The organism is Rosenbergiella metrosideri, assembly GCF_022602565.1.
Taxonomy (GTDB): domain Bacteria; phylum Pseudomonadota; class Gammaproteobacteria; order Enterobacterales; family Enterobacteriaceae; genus Rosenbergiella; species Rosenbergiella metrosideri.
This window is the reverse complement of sequence record NZ_JALBCV010000015.1, coordinates 64,835-80,945: the sequence shown is the minus strand read 5'-3', so window position 1 is coordinate 80,945 and position 16,111 is coordinate 64,835. Positions and strand designations below refer to the sequence as shown.

Below are 16,111 nucleotides of genomic sequence, written 5' to 3'. Positions count from 1 at the left end.
GTCGGTGGAGTTGCATGATAATGTCATTGGGCACTACCTCACGATACAGCACTATCAATAAGTTGGAGTCATTACCATGATTTGCCAGCCACTAGCAGAGGCTAACAACAGAGTTACCGATAGTTACTCTGTTAGCTGGTGGGCGAAAGCATCGACAGAGTAAATATTGCTTACTCTGTTAGTTGCGAGCCAATGACATTGGCGTACAAAGGCAGGATATTGCCTTAGCTCATTATCTGAGAGTTACCGACAGTAACGCACAAAGGTAGACCGTTTCCTTAGCTCGTTAGATGCGAGCAAATTTGCGTACAACGTAGGAGGCTCGGAAATCGGAGACACCTAGAGGCGGTTATCGAAAGCGCAGATTTACGTTGTCGAGATAATCAGGGGCTTACAAAATTATTGTGACCGTCACTCGATAGGTTCCCTTTAAATCAAGGCGACCAGAGCGCAGTTCTACGCTTTGCTGTTTAATCATGTGTTTAACACACATTTAGAACCCGCCTCAAAATTGAGGAGGGATAACGTGGCTTAAAATTGAGCTTGCTGATTTAATTGATAAAAACGACCACCACCCCACAGGCCACCTACACAAAAAAGGCAGTGGCCTACCCTACCCCATGAAGGGGGTAAGATTACGGTAAGGTTTTTACTCGATGGCGTACCGTGGGGATCTAACCAATAAAAAAATATGAGTGAATTTTCTTACTGGATGGCATGAGTTTACCGAGGCATTAAAAACGATGAAAAAGCGGGTAAGAATTATCTATGGGACTAGGTTTAGGACTAGATTTCAACATTGAACGCATTCAGCTATCTACAATTCAATGACTTACAAGGTGAATTCAGCTCATCTCGTGCCGACCAAAAATCCCGAAGAAAAGCAGCCACTTACGGCTGCTTTTTTTGTGGCTGTGATTTTTTTTGAGTAAGGTGACACGCTCGACGATTTTTATCCTTAATACTCTGCCTTAACGGCCTCTCCTCAGTAAATAGAAATGACTACGATTAGTTTCATCTAGCGCGCGTTGCCAAAAAGATCTGGATAATAACGGGATGGCTTGCCACCTCTCATAAAGCTTAGATAAATAAAAAAGCCACCCAATGGGTGGCGAGATATTTTATTACGCTCTTCTAGGATCTGCTCACTTCGCCTCTATAACCCCTAGCGAAGCAATGATGCTGCTAAGCATTGGATACTTGTAATGTCCGAGCCGCTTCTTGAGGTTGTGAATGGTCGGCTAGGCGGTCTAACTGATAAACAATATCTGCAGCCATTTGTTGACGTAAGGCTTCACGTTTACGGAATGCTGAGCGGTGTTTACTTTCTACTTGCTCAACGTTACGCTCAGCTTCGTGGCGTGGCAGCTGATACCACCCTTGTCCGTCAACCTCTTGGGTGACTTCTGACCAAAAGGCATTATAGCTCGACTTAAGATGATGTGACTTGATATGGTGGCTATCAGCTATCCCACAAATTTTCTCGACTTGATAACTGTCGGCTAACGCATAAGCGGCTGATAGCAGCAGATTCTTGGGTCGTAAACCGAACATCGCTTTAGTCATTGCTCTCACCTGATCTTGACCTTCTCCCGGCTTAGGACCTTGTAAACCACAGAGATACAGCGTTTTTCCGCTAGCATCGAACGAATACGTCAGACTGTAGAGCGGCGACTCACTTTCTGGAGCAAAAAGATAAAGGCCCATCTCCCCTTCACGCACAAAACGAGAGTGCATTAATTTAAGGGTCCCTTGCTCGTCATTTTTAAGTTGTAACGTCGCCAGTGTTAGACCCGCAGAGTGAGTACCAAATAAGGTAGGGATAAACCGTGGATCAATACTCTGTTCGAGACGTTGCAACGTTGTCGACATCGAAGCCAGCTTCTGTTTGATCGTCCATCGTTTATTCAGGTACTTATTGAAAGGGCGTGCGGCCAGACTCACAACATCTTTGCGCTGTGCAACATGCTGCGCGATTAATGACTGCTGGCACAGTTGAAAATAGCGCCAATAAAGCACTGGGTGGCTGACAAGCGTTCGGCAAGCGCGTTTATAAAAATTGAATTTTCTAAGCGCTTCATTCCACTTTGGATTATTTTTACGCCAAGTTCTAAAACGTCCCATCGTAATATCCTATTAGTATTCTCTGCAGAGTGGCGCGCGTTGCGCGATGCTGTGCTTAGAGTAATAGGAATATTCTCAACATTATCTCAACGGGATAGGAAAGAGTTTACGAAATCTTAACGGAGTCTAAACAGAAGGAGATAAGAGCAGCCATAGCTGCTCGATAGGCATTAGCTTTCTTGCTCTTGATGATTGATTTCAATTTCAATGTTTTGAATTGTCGCATCGATGTTGTCGAGCAGTTTACCTTGCTCATTCAGCAAAGTATTAATTTGATCCGCAAATTCTTTGTGCTTATATTCACCCGAATCGAAGGCTAACCATTGTGCAGAGAGCGTTTCAGTGTTGTTTTGTGCGTAGTGGCGCATCTCTTTTAATTGCGAGGTCACATCACGAAAATAATCCAGTTGTGTTTTTTCTACTTCGCTCATTACGATAACTCCTCTATCGTTTATTTTGGGTGTGTATTAAGCTTGGCAAAAATCCTCATATTTACCTTCAGAATAATCCGCAATAGTAAATCCTACATATTTACTCGCGACGAGAGCGTATAGTCGGTATCCTTATTACTCTGCTTAATATGATGAAATGGATTATGTCCCAACTGCTTCCCCCTCGCTTTCAGACCGTCCAACTTGAGCCCTGTTTACCTTTTATTCTACAGGCCGAGATCAGCACTGGCCCATTTCATGCGGCGTGCTGTCAGTTTAATGCCAGTGCCTTCACACCACAACTTGCCCGTCAATTTGGTTTGGTGCTACCGGAGCCACTGCGCCACGCTGTAAAAAAACGCCAAGCGGAATATGTGGCGAGCCGTTGGTTAGTGGCGAAACTGTTAGCCCGTAGTAATCTCCCTAATTTTCAGCTTTTTAATCGGCCTGACCGTTCACCGATATGGCCAACCGGTAAAGTCGGTTCCCTCTCACACCATGACCATAAAATATTTACCCTCATTGAAAGCGGTCCGCTATGGGTAGGCAATGATATCGAGCGGATGCTGACGCAAGAAAAAGCAGCAGAACTCCGATCCATGATCATGACAGCGGAAGAATTGGTACTGTTAACCCAATCCGGCTTTTCGCTCTCTCAGGCGACGACGTTGGTTTTTTCGGTGAAAGAAACCCTTTACAAAGCGGTCTATCCCGCGGTACAGACACTCTTTGGGTTCGAACAGGTCACCCTAATCGCTATCGATCCCTATGCTGGCAAAGTCACAGTGCAGCTATCGGCCAGCGCGTTGCCTAAAGCGAGTCAGCAGGCTCGGTGGGATATTCATTATTGGCTCACCGATACGGAAGTCATGAGTTGGGTCGTTCAAGGGGCTTTATAGCGCTTTACGAAAGGTGATATTAAAGCGATAAGGCCCAGTGAGTGGGTGAATTCCGGGCTTCAAGGGTGATATCCCATGAAAACAGAGACGCGATTCCCGCCCCCACACAACTACGTCGCCATGTTCCAATAATATTTTACTCGTCCTATCACTACGTTCTAGACCGCCAAATAGAAACACTGCAGGCAAACCGAGGGAGACAGAGACGATCGGTTGATGGAGATCCCGTTCATTTTTATCTTGATGTAAGGTCATTTTACTGTCTACAGCATAGCGATTAATCAGACAACTATCAGGGACAAAATCTGGATAGTCCGCCGCAGTCGCAGCACGTCTTGCAAAGGCCGTTAGCCTATCGCTCAGCGGTAAACTCTCTGTATTAGCGAGATAGCCCTCCCTGCCTGAAAGCCACTGTGCTGCACCACAGCCTGTCATGGCAACAGACATTTTAAACCCCCCCGGAGTAATACGATGAATAAAGGGGCTTTGCGTGGCAATACGATTTATTTCAGCAAAAAGAGCGTCAGCATCACCTTGCACAAATCGTCTTAAGATCACAGCACCGGACGCGAGCGGTTCTTGCCAAGGCGCTTCATCTTCGAAAAAGTCGAACATCCTCTTCCCTCGTTAATGACTCTGATCGTTAACCATAAAGGTTTTGAATGACGGCGACGCCCAACCCACAAAATGATCGCCCTCTTTGGTAATAAGATAAACCGCGAGATGGAGGCGTTTCGCTAAGGCTTTGGCTTTTTCGGTTCCTAGCACCATTAATCCGGTATCCCAGGCATCCGCTTCTAAGGCTGTCGTTGCAATCACGGTGGCGGAGACAAGATGATGTTCAATTGGTTGCCCACTATTAGGGTCAATAATATGGGATATCCGCTTTCCCTCTAATTCATAATAGTTACGGTAATCACCGGAGGTGCTGATTCCATGTCCTTGGAGATCCACCACAACTTGTGCTTGGTTCATCTTATCTGTTGGCTTCTGTACGGCCACTCGCCAAGGTTGACCTTGCAGATGCTGGCCTCGTGAAATCAGTGCCCCACCAACTGAAACCAAATAATTGCGCACGCCTTGCTGCTCCATCAGTCTGGCCAAGTGGTCCGCAGCAAATCCCTCACCGACCGTTGAGAGATCGACGTACAGATCAGGGATATTTTTGCGTAGCGTATTGCCATATACCGTTCTACTTAGCGTCAGATGTTGTAAGCCGACGCGTTTCTTCGCTGCAGTAATCTGTGAAGCTGTGGGGGTATGGGTTGGAATAGCATCAGGGCCAAAGCCCCAAAGATTGACGAGGGGACCTACTGTAATGTCCATTGCCCCCTCAGTCATCCGCCCAACATATAATGAACTGGTGATAATCGCGGCAACATTATCACTAACAGGCTGGGGATCGAGACTGGGATTTTGATTGAAACGTGAGAGCCACGAATCCTTTTTCCAAGTCGACAACTCTTGATCATCTGCATCGAGACCTTGCTGGATTAAATAAGGCAACTGTCTAGCCTGTTCAGGGGTCAGACCGCTCGCCGTGACTCGCCAGACAGTCCCCATGGTTTTGCCCTGAAAGACTTGATCGGAGGGTGGTGAGTTCTCACAGCCAACTAACCCCGCGCAAAGAAGCACGAGAAGTGTTTGGCAGAATCTAGGTAATTGCATAGCGTATCTCTAAGTCATTGAGCGATCTAGGCGCAATTTCCTGAGAACTTGCACCAAAACTGAGCCTTTATTTTACTGATTATGGTACAGCCTACGTGTCGAAGGGTGCTAAGGTTGGCATTATCTTTGCAGCAACAATACTCCCCCTTGATGCGGAGATAGCTTATGCAAAAATTTCAGCAGTTATTCACCCAATGTCGTGCGCTTTATGATCAATGGCTTATCGCGGGAGGATTTAGTGCTAATGGGATGTTTATGGAAGGGCATTATTGTTTACGCGAATCGCCATCAGTAGAGAAAGTCGATTCGCCCCCCGTACGCAAAATTACCTCATAGCGATAAAAAAAGGATGCCTAAGCATCCTTTTTTTATGTGCTGAGGCTAGCTTAGAACTGGTAAACAAGTCCTAGCGCGACAGTATCGTCGGTAGTAATTCCTGCAGCGTCTGTGAAGTCGTTGTTCTTCATTAAGTTGATTTGATAATCAACATAGGTCGACATATTTTTATTGAAGTAATAAGTCGCACCCACATCTACATATTTTTTAAGGTTCTGTGAACCATATTGGCCTAGATCCGAACCGCGCGAATTAACATAGGCTAAAGATGGACGTAAACCAAAGTCGAATTGGTATTGCGCCACTAATTCCCAGTTATCCGCTTTGTTAGCATAACCGTAAGCAGTAGAGTCGCTATCGCCAAATTTCGTCGCGTTGTAAGAGCGGGTATACATAGCGGCAAGGTAAACGCCGTTAGCATCGTATTTTAAGCCACCAGAATACGCTGTGGCTTTATCGCCACGGCCTTGGATGCTGCTATAACTTCCGCTACCATTTTGATCATTAGTTCGGTCAGAAGAAAAGAGTGCACCGCCCAGTGATAATCCATTTCCTAAATCATAGGTAGTACTTAATCCCCAACCATCGCCATTTTCCCCTAAGACATTCCGGCCATTTGGTGACTCGGTTGAATTACCGTTTTTACCTTGGTATTGGAGAGTGAAATTAAGGCCGTCTACTAAACCAAAGAAATTAGTATTACGGTAAGTCGCTAAACCATTACTGCGTTGGAATAGGAAGTTGTCCGCGCCATAGGTATCACCACCGAATTCAGGTAATACGTCGGTCCAACCAGCAATGTCATACATCACACCATAGCTACGACCGTAGTCGATTGAGCCACCGTCACCAAAGCGTAAACCTGCGTAACCAATACGGGTATAATTGTTTGACGTACCTTCTGATTCAGCATTATTCAGGGCAACTTGGTATTCCCACTGACCATAACCGGTCAATTGATCGGTAACCTGCGTTTCACCTTGGAAGCCAAAGCGCATATAAGATTGATCGCCGTCATTACCATCATCGTTAGAAAAATAATGTAAGCCGTCGACCTTACCGAATAAATCTAATTTATTACCATTTTTATTGTAGATTTCTGCAGCACTTGCGGAACCTGCCATGATAAGTGCTGGAACGAGCAAAGAAAGAGCGCGGATTTTCATCTGTATTTTCCTCGAAAACCGTTAATCCTGAAAAAAAAGTCAACTAATTATGCAAAAAACGCTTCGATGACTATAATTGAATGTTGAAGCGGAAAATTCTCAATGCGGAAGTTACTAAAGCACATAAAATATTTCAATGTGTTTCCTTTTTATGTCTAAATGTAAATTTATTAATATAAATTTTTTTTATACTTTGGCTGAATGACAATTGATGACAACAATTGACAATTTCTACTAAACTATCGACCTATCTATTAGACACGATATTCCATTTCCGCACTGAATGTACAAACAATTAGCCCTCTAAGTATTACTATTACTTGGCTATCATCATTTATATTCATTATTGTTTTTTAACTTATTTTTATAAGTTTTTACCAAATTCTTACCGAGCGTTAGCTCGGTTTTTTTTTATTGTTTTAGTTACCGGCAACATGCCCTCCCCCCCTTCATTACCGTTACACAGCCATTTAGATCTGGCATAATCGAGCAAACCTCTTAATGCCTCTAAATTGAGATCTGTATGCTGCTTAAAATCCCAGAGATGACGCCGAATAACTTACGTAAGCTGCTTATACTTCTGCTTACGCTTCTGATCATTTCATTTATCAGCCTACTCTATAGCAGCACCTCGGCTATTATTCAGCAACAGGGTTCGGCGTTGAGTAGCTTTACACATTCACTACAAAATCGTATCGAAAAATACCGTTATATCTCATGGCAAATTTTTGACTCGGCGACACAAGGGACGACAGCGACGCTTCCAGGACCGATAACCCAGTCGACCATTCAACCCGGGATCTATGCGATCAGTACTCCCTCACCGAAAATAGAGACCTTAATCTTTGGCGAACACGAGCTAGCCACCCAGAACCTTGCCGCACAGATCTCCCAATATACCGAAACACTTTGGGCCTCCGCTAAGCTTACTTGGACCTTGTATTACCTTAATGGTGAAGACAATAGCTTGACCGTGATTACCAACGGTCACTTAATCAAAACACTAAACCGCTACGAGGGACGAAACATCGCCTCCTCTATTGCTGGCCGGCGTAACGAAATGCTGCAACAAGCGAATACGTTAGATGAAAAAGAGAGCTTCTCCGCGTTGCGTAATAACCAGCAGCTTTCACGTGGCGCCTTTATCACCTTACGAACAACCTTTAATCAGCCTGGACACCTTGCCACCATCCTCGCCTTTGATCTGCCTATTAATGACCTAAACAATAACGCGTTAGATCTTTCCGCTTTACAAATTCATAACGATGAAACTGTGTCAAAGAAGAGCGCCAAAGGCAGTTATTTCCTTAATCTTTCCGCGCTCAGTATTGATCTGCTTCGACCTGTGCCGGGTGTCCCCCTCACTGTCACTTATCATTTACCATTAATGATTGTGTTCAGTGCTATGATCGATGAATTACTACCTGTTTATCTCATATTATTTGCCCTGATTCTCCTCACGACGGGCGCGTTATGCTTCGTAAGGGAAAACAAAACCTCTTCCAGCCATCAGGTCGACCCCTGGGTTGAGAAATTACAACAATTCACCCATGAGCTGGTCAAAAACTTCCCGATGGGCTATCTGATTTATGACGCTAATCAAGAAAAAATACTGCTCGCTAACGACATGTCAGACCATTTAGTGCAACACTTGAATTTTAAAAAAATGGTTGATATGTCATCCAATCCATTCGAGCTGTTACAGGTGACGGTGAATAACGAAATTTATCAAGTACGCCATCACGCCAGCCAAATTATTAGCCACTATCATATATTCACCTTCCGTGAGCAAAACCTTGAGCAACAGGTCGCTCAACAACTGCAGAATGCTCAAGCCGTATTACAGAAAAATCATACCTTACGCCGTCAATTCTTCCAGCAGTTGAGCAATACCTTTAGCCGCCCGATGCACCAAGTCGATACGTCGATAGCGGAAGTAGTGGCCACTGCCCCCACGCTACTCCCCCATCGTTTGCTACAGGGTATTCGCTCGCTAAGCCGATTAACCCGTCATATCGAAATGCTTAATAAAGTAGAGTCAGGTGAATATAGCGTAGATAAACAGAGTATTGATTTGCAGCAAATTCTGGACGATGTAATCGCTGAAAACCAACAGATTGTTACGGAAAAGGCAATACTTTTAGTCGTCGATAACAGTGAACTCACGCACGCTACCCGTGTGGGTGATAAGACACTAATTTTTCAGATAATTACGACTATACTTCGCTATTCAATTGAAAATACAGTGTGGGGCAAAATTAAATTAAAAATTTCGCAAAGTGCGGAATATGCTGATCGACTTTTGCTTGAAATTGTTGATACTGGGCCGGGGCTCTCTGCACAGGAACAGGAAAATATTGATTTTCCGTTTATCAGCGAAGTGAGTGCTGATGTCGCTGACTCGTCAACGAGCCTCGACCTGTTCTTCTGTAAACAGCTATTGGCGCTATTTGATAGTACCTTGGCCATTGAATCGAAAAGTCATATCGGTACCCGTTATCAAATGCTGCTCGTGCTACCACCAGAGAACGATGTTGCAGAGGATGAAGAAAAGATTCTCGAAGACGTTAGAGTGCTGGTCAATATTGTCGCCGACGATATTCGACATATTATCTGTCGACAGCTACTGCGCTGGGGAGCAAAGTATGATTTCCCCGAAGATCGCGACTCAGGTCAACAATGTGACCTCACGATTACCGATAATGTGGAACAACTCGACGGTTGGGGAGTCTTACTTACAACTCAAAACGAAATGTTGGTCAGTGATTCCCGTCATAGGCAAGCTAACATCAACATTAGCCGTTCTGTCCTAGACGCTATTATGGTGTTAATAGAGCTACAAATCGGAGAGGATGTATTATCACAAGGAGAGGAAGCAGTATCGACGTCATTGTGGGAAAGTTCAGAGTATTACTCTATCTTTGAACAGACCGTTAAAGAAGATATGAATAAGCTGCGGAGCGAGGTTATGCAAGACGATTACTCTGCACTTGCCCTGACAGCACATCGACTCAAAGGTGTTTTCGCCATGCTTAATCTGCAGAAAGGCAAAACAAACTGTGAAGAGATTGAGCATCAAATTGAGCAACACCAAAAATTGAACATTATGAATAGTATTAGCGAATTGCAAAATTATGTGGATTCGCTGTTACAGCAAGGTAGCCAAAAAAATGAATAATATGAATGTAATTATCGCAGACGACCATCCAATTGTACTTTTTGGGATCCGTAAATCCTTAGAACAAATCGAGTGGGTGAATGTTGTCGGCGAGTTTGAAGACTCTACTACGCTAATCAATAACCTCGGTAAACTTGACGCGCACGTCTTAATTACCGATCTCTCTATGCCTGGAGACAAGTATGGCGACGGCATCACACTGATTAAGTACATCAAACGCCATTACCCTGATTTGTCTATCATCGTCTTAACGATGAACAATAACCCCGCGATTTTAGGATCTGTACTGGACTTAGATATTGAAGGGATTGTGCTTAAGCAAGGCGCGCCAACCGATCTGCCTAAGGCGCTCGCGGCGTTACAAAAAGGTAAAAAGTACACGCCAGACTCGGTGGCACGTCTTCTCGAAAAAATCAGCGCTGGCGGCTATGGTGATAAACGCCTTTCTCCAAAAGAGAGTGAGGTTTTACGTCTGTTCGCAGAGGGCTTCTTAGTCACTGAGATCGCACGTAAACTTAACCGTAGTATCAAGACCATCAGTAGCCAGAAAAAATCGGCTATGATGAAACTCGGTGTCGATAACGATATCGCCCTACTCAACTACCTCTCCTCAGTCAGTAATTCCAGTATTGATGAGTAACCTGTAGAAATAGAGAGTAGAGGCAACGAAAGCCTCTACTCTTCCTCTGCATTCACTAAATGTTTCCCAAGCGCGTGCTGCAGCTCTTCTAGCGTAATGGGTTTAGATAAGCAATCATTCATTCCCGCCTCCAAGCACTGTTGTTGTTCTTTCGCTAACGCATTGGCAGTAAGACCAATGATAGGATAATGATAGCCATCACCCCGCAGTCGACGCGCTAAACCATAACCATCTAGATTCGGCATATTGATGTCGGTGAGCACCAGATCGATATCGCCAATACTCAACACTTCTAAGGCATCAAGCCCGTCTTTCGCTGTACGCGTACGATAGCCGAGCGTGGTCAATTGCTCACTCAGTAATAAACGGTTAATCGGATGATCATCGACCACTAAGATAAGATGTCCTGTTTGATCATCTCTCGACGGTATCATGCCAAGCTGGTCACCTTTAGTAAGCTGGGGGGAGCTTTGCCACAGTTGCGTTAAGAGCTGTGGAAGTTGATAGGCTTTCGCGGTAGACGTCAGCCAATAACCTTCAGTAGTACGAATAGCTTTATCGTTATGTAATGCAGAGAAGATGATCCATTGCTGTTTCGGCTGACGATGCGCTAATAGCGCCAAGTTGTCAGTAATAACAAGTTCAATCCCCTGCTCCATTGTCGGAAGCTGGGTGATCACTTCCATCCCCGATGCCTGCAAGCGCCTGACGATATAATAAGAAAAATAACGGTTTGCAATGACAACAGCGGCTGATCTACCGCGGAGATCATTATAATTCTTCTGTGAACTTGCCTGCCAAATAGGTAGCCGTAGGGTGAATTCACTGCCGATGTCCGGTTCTGATAACACTGTGATATCACCGTCCATCATATTGATCAGTTTTTCACAAATTGCCAGCCCCAAGCCCGTTCCTTGGAAGTTTCGCTGCATTTTTCCTTCAACTTGGAAAAAAGGGTCGAACAGTTGCTGGACATCACGCTGACGGATACCAATTCCCGTATCACGAATCCTTACGTGTAAGTAACCATGCTCGCACCACAGATGAAGAATGATTCCCCCCGTATGGGTAAATTTGATGGCATTACTCAGTATATTAGAGATCACTTGCTGTAGACGCATCGGGTCACCGAGCATGGTTTCCGGAACATCTGCTTCGACCAGACACCACAAGGTTAAACGCTTACGGATCACCAATGGCAGATAGTTCATTTGTACGTGCGACAGTACTTCGCTCGGAGAAAAACTGACCGGGGAAATTTTTAATTGCTCAGATTCAATCTTCGAGAAATCGAGAATATCGTTGATAATCTTTAATAATAGACCGGACGAGTTATTCATTCCCTGTACAAGGCTATGGATATTTTCCGGCAGCTCGCGGGTTTGGAGTAAGTCCAAATTCCCGATAATCCCATAGAGCGGTGTCCGTAATTCATGACTGACGGTGGCCAAAAACATCGATTTAGATTGGCTTGCTTGCTCTGCACTGTCGGCGATTTCCTGGAGCGATTTCTCCATCATCACCCTTGCACTCACATCAATCAGCACACAGATCGCAACATCCTCATTGCGATATCGGCTGTGCACAAAGCTCATCTGGAGATTGGTTTTCGATGCCGTTAACACATCCATAAAGTTAACTTCTTGGCCGCGGATGATCTCACCAATTCTGACCCTGTCTTCTGGAGTCAAGATGCTGAGATAATTATGCGCCAGCTCATTGCTAAGAATATTACTACCATCACTGGTACGAAGAATACAGATTCCTACTGGCGCGGAGGCAACAATTTTACGGTTAAATTGCTCATGCTCCTCAAGCCGTAATGCATTATTAAAGGCCGGTACAAACATCCGTTTTTCAAACATTAGCGTTAAACAGATTAAAAATAATCCGGAAAACAGATTCAACAATAACGTATTGAGTAACATCAATCGCATCTGGTCGAATAGGATCGAGGTTGAAACCAGATAGACCATATTAAAGGGGCCAGGGGTTAGGCTATTTTTGAGTATCAGATATCGGTAATTGTCGACATAACCAAACCACTGTTTGCTGCTCGGTAGTGATGAGATAATTGGTTGTAGTGACCAATCGTTATTGGCAAGGAGCAGACGATTGTTTCTATCGGTGATAAAGGACTCAATCGGTAGATTACCGACCACTAACCCATCATCGAGCCGAATATTTTGCTCCACCACGATCTCGGCAATCCGCTGTGTGCCCGAGTAGATTGGCATACTCATAAAGGCACTACCGGTGGCACGTGCCGCCCCACTGGCAATCCAATAGAATGGATTGCGTAGAGTGTCGTCATTAGCGCTTTGAAAGACGACTTGATGATCGCGTAAAATCGTTTTACTTCCGGCTTGCCCTAAACTACTTTCGTTAAACATAAAATTGCCCGCACAACTACTTTGTTGGTCAACAAGGTAGATATTACTCAACTCGTAGGTCGAGGCGTACTGGCTGTCGAGCACGTGTAGGTACTGGCTCAATGTGGCGAGCGCATTGCGCCAAGGTGAAAACATTTGTTGGCAGTCGGCACCAACTGATAGCGAAAAAATTGCGGCTCCCGTATCGCTTAACAGTGGGACATTTGAAGGGGCTTTCGCGACCTCCCCTCCCGTCGACGTGGGTCGGTTGAGTTGGTTCTCAGCAACATATTTTAAGCCGCGGGCAGCTTCCGCTAAATGTGTGAAATGTAACTGCGTTTGAGAGAATGAACTGAAAAGTTGCTCACGCAGGCGATTCTCTTTTTCATGAAGGACTTGTGTCAGGGTGAATAAAGAAATCAATATTCCCACCAGCCAAATAACCACTGCCAGGCCACGAAACAGATAGCGTGAAACACGTAACGCGGTTCTAAAAGAGACTAAATATTTCACGTTAAAACGCTCTCTTTTGCATAGTAGACTCCGGCAGGATTAAAAAAGGCATCTTACGATGCCTTTGTCATTTAGGGTGCGAGTTTATCACTCATCATCGATAACTTCATCGTCCTCGTTATCGACTTCAGGAGGTAAACTGTCTTCGCCCTCAGGGACAGATCCATCAATAGTATCAAGTTCCTCTTCCGCGACTGGCTCAGCTACACGTTGTAATCCCACAACGTTCTCATCATCGGCAGTACGAATCAGGATAACACCTTGTGTATTACGCCCTACGATACTGACTTCGGATACACGGGTTCTGACTAAGGTTCCAGCATCAGTGATCATCATGATCTGGTCGCTATCAACCACTTGTACCGCGCCAATCACTGGACCATTACGTTCAGTCACTTTGATTGAGATCACCCCTTGGGTGGCACGAGACTTAGTTGGATATTCCTGCGTCGCCGTACGCTTACCAAAACCGTTTTCCGTCACAGTCATGATTGCCCCTTCCGCATCAGGGATAATCAATGAAACGACTTGGTCTTCTGGTGCCAATTTTATACCACGAACACCGGCAGCGGTACGCCCCATCGTTCTTACTGCTTGTTCAGAGAAACGGACGACTTTACCGGCAGCAGAGAATAACATCGCTTCATCTTCGCCTTTGGTTAAGGCGACGCCGATCAACGAGTCATCGTCACGCAGATTAATCGCGATAATCCCCGCACTTCTTGGACGGCTAAAATCGGTCAGTGCTGTTTTCTTAACGGTACCGCTAGCGGTTGCCATAAAGACATTGACTCCTTCTGCGTACTCTTTTACCGGCAGAATAGCGGTGATCCGCTCATTCGCCTCAAGCGGCAGTAGGTTGACGATCGGACGGCCCCGTGCGCCACGACTAGCCTCCGGTAACTGGTAAACCTTCATCCAGTAGAGGCGCCCTCGTGAAGAGAAACAGAGGATCGTATCGTGGGTGTTAGCCACCAGCAATCTATCGATAAAGTCTTCGTCTTTAATGCGTGCTGCCGACTTACCTTTACCGCCACGACGTTGCGCTTCATAGTCTGATAACGGTTGATATTTGACATAACCTTGATGCGATAAGGTGACCACGACATCTTCTTGGTTAATCAAATCTTCGATATTAATGTCAGCGCTGTTTGCGGTAATTTCAGTACGACGTTCGTCGCCAAACTGATCGCGCACGGCTTCCAGCTCTTCACGAATCACTTCCATTAGTCGCTCACCACTGCCGAGGATGTGCAGGAGCTCGGCAATTTCCTCAAGTAACGCTTTGTACTCATCCAACAGTTTTTCGTGCTCAAGACCGGTCAGCTTTTGCAGGCGCAAGTCAAGGATAGCTTGAGCTTGTTGCTCGGTAAGGAAATAAGTGTCTCCCCGAATACCGTATTGCTCTTCTAGCCACTCCGGGCGCGCAGCATCGTTACCTGCTTTTTCAAGCATTGCTGAGACGTTACCTAATGCCCAACCTTGCGCGATGAGTCCTGCTTTAGCTTCTGCAGGGGTTGGTGCACGACGAATCAGCTCGATAACCGGATCGATATTCGCTAAGGCTATCGCTAAGCCTTCTAAGATGTGCGCGCGGTCACGAGCTTTACGCAGTTCAAAAATAGTTCTGCGGGTAACCACTTCACGGCGGTGACGGACGAACGCTTCAAGAATATCCTTGAGCGGCATAATTTTAGGTTGGCCTTGGTGTAGGGCGACCATATTAATACCGAACGAGGTCTGTAATTGCGTCAGCGAGTAAAGATTGTTTAAGACCACTTCACCGACCGCATCACGTTTGATCTCAATAACGATACGCATACCGTCTTTATCAGATTCATCACGCAGTGCGCTAATACCTTCGATCCGCTTGTCTTTAACTAACTCAGCGATTTTCTCAATCAAACGCGCCTTGTTAACTTGATAAGGGATCTCGTGGATGACTATCGTTTCGCGGCCTGTCTTTGCATCAGCCTGAACTTCTCCACGGGCGCGAATATAAATTTTTCCCCGACCGGTACGGTAAGCCTCTTCGATCCCACGACGTCCGTTAATGATCGCCGCGGTCGGGAAGTCAGGTCCTGGAATATGTTCCATTAAGGCTTCTAACGAAATGTCGTTATCTTCAATATACGCCAGAGTACCGTTGATCACTTCCGTCATATTATGAGGCGGAATGTTGGTCGCCATACCGACAGCGATACCTGATGACCCATTCACCAGTAGGTTTGGGACACGAGTCGGCAAGACATCCGGAATTTGTTCATTCCCATCATAGTTGGGAACGAAGTCTACGGTCTCTTTTTCGAGATCGGCGAGCAATTCATGGGTAATTTTCGCCATGCGCACTTCGGTATAACGCATCGCAGCTGCAGAGTCACCATCAATTGACCCGAAGTTACCTTGCCCGTCTACCAACATATAACGTAAGGAGAATGGCTGCGCCATACGAACGATCGCATCGTAGACTGCTGAATCACCGTGTGGGTGATATTTACCGATAACGTCACCGACGACACGGGCAGATTTTTTGTATGGCTTATTCCAGTCGTTACTCAATTCGTTCATCGCGAATAACACGCGACGGTGAACAGGCTTCAATCCATCACGGACATCGGGTAACGCGCGGCCAACAATGACCGACATGGCATAATCGAGGTAAGAGGTTTTTAACTCTTCCTCGATATTAACCGGTGTGATTTCTCTTGCAAGGTCGCTCATGGAGCCGCTATCCCTCTAGAATATTACCTAATATAAAGAACGGAATCATAACACATTTCACCT

Annotated in this window: 11 protein-coding genes; 4 read left to right on the top strand and 7 right to left on the bottom strand. The window is 45.5% G+C overall.

From position 1 onward, the window contains the following. Positions 1 to 1,185: 1,185 nt before the first annotated feature. Together MKR94_RS13390 and MKR94_RS13385 are read right to left on the bottom strand one after the other, a co-directional pair. Positions 1,186 to 2,124 carry a DUF535 family protein gene (locus MKR94_RS13390; protein WP_241647364.1) on the bottom strand — a complete coding sequence of 313 codons (939 nt, stop codon included), beginning with the start codon at positions 2,122 to 2,124 and terminating at the stop codon, positions 1,186 to 1,188. 170 nt (positions 2,125 to 2,294) lie between these two features. Next, a complete protein-coding gene (locus MKR94_RS13385; protein ID WP_241607045.1) occupies positions 2,295 to 2,555 on the bottom strand; it encodes a hypothetical protein in 261 nt (86 codons plus the stop codon). A 164-nt stretch (positions 2,556 to 2,719) separates the two neighbouring features. Here MKR94_RS13385 and MKR94_RS13380 point away from each other — a divergent pair, with 164 nt between their 5' ends. Further along, entirely contained in the window at positions 2,720 to 3,454 is a 735-nt protein-coding gene (locus MKR94_RS13380; RefSeq protein WP_241647362.1) for a 4'-phosphopantetheinyl transferase family protein, read from the top strand. On the opposite strand, the gene alkB is transcribed toward MKR94_RS13380, so the two are convergent. Both alkB and apbE read right to left on the bottom strand, forming a co-directional pair. After that, positions 3,449 to 4,069, bottom strand: a complete 621-nt coding sequence (gene alkB / locus MKR94_RS13375) for a DNA oxidative demethylase AlkB (protein WP_241647360.1) — start codon at positions 4,067 to 4,069, stop codon at positions 3,449 to 3,451. The genes MKR94_RS13380 and alkB overlap by 6 nt on opposite strands. Positions 4,070 to 4,081: 12 nt before the next feature. Further along, positions 4,082 to 5,122, bottom strand: a complete 1,041-nt coding sequence (gene apbE, locus MKR94_RS13370) for an FAD:protein FMN transferase ApbE (RefSeq protein WP_241647358.1) — start codon at positions 5,120 to 5,122, stop codon at positions 4,082 to 4,084. 165 nt (positions 5,123 to 5,287) lie between these two features. Here apbE and MKR94_RS13365 point away from each other — a divergent pair, with 165 nt between their 5' ends. After that, positions 5,288 to 5,458 carry a hypothetical protein gene (locus tag MKR94_RS13365; protein WP_241647356.1) on the top strand — a complete coding sequence of 57 codons (171 nt, stop codon included), beginning with the start codon at positions 5,288 to 5,290 and terminating at the stop codon, positions 5,456 to 5,458. A gap of 50 nt (positions 5,459 to 5,508) precedes the next feature. Here MKR94_RS13365 and ompC read toward each other — a convergent pair whose 3' ends face one another. Further along, on the bottom strand, positions 5,509 to 6,624 hold the full coding sequence (ompC, locus tag MKR94_RS13360; RefSeq protein WP_241647354.1) for a porin OmpC: 1,116 nt from the start codon (positions 6,622 to 6,624) through the stop codon (positions 5,509 to 5,511). A gap of 523 nt (positions 6,625 to 7,147) precedes the next feature. Between ompC and rcsD the strand changes: the two genes are divergently transcribed. Both rcsD and rcsB read left to right on the top strand, forming a co-directional pair. Then, positions 7,148 to 9,802, top strand: coding sequence for a phosphotransferase RcsD (gene rcsD, locus MKR94_RS13355; RefSeq protein ID WP_241647352.1), 2,655 nt, complete (start codon positions 7,148 to 7,150; stop codon positions 9,800 to 9,802). Continuing rightward, entirely contained in the window at positions 9,795 to 10,442 is a 648-nt protein-coding gene (gene rcsB, locus MKR94_RS13350; protein ID WP_062812426.1) for a response regulator transcription factor RcsB, read from the top strand. The genes rcsD and rcsB overlap by 8 nt, the downstream gene beginning before the upstream one ends. Before the next feature lie 35 nt (positions 10,443 to 10,477). Here the strand turns inward: rcsB and rcsC are convergent, their stop codons facing one another. Both rcsC and gyrA read right to left on the bottom strand, forming a co-directional pair. Next, positions 10,478 to 13,327 (bottom strand): two-component system sensor histidine kinase RcsC, encoded by a 2,850-nt coding sequence (gene rcsC / locus MKR94_RS13345; protein WP_241647351.1) that lies wholly within the window; start codon positions 13,325 to 13,327, stop codon positions 10,478 to 10,480. An 87-nt stretch (positions 13,328 to 13,414) separates the two neighbouring features. Further along, complete coding sequence (gene gyrA, locus MKR94_RS13340; protein WP_241647350.1) at positions 13,415 to 16,048, bottom strand: DNA topoisomerase (ATP-hydrolyzing) subunit A; 2,634 nt, start codon at positions 16,046 to 16,048, stop codon at positions 13,415 to 13,417. Between the last annotated feature and the right edge of the window lie 63 nt (positions 16,049 to 16,111).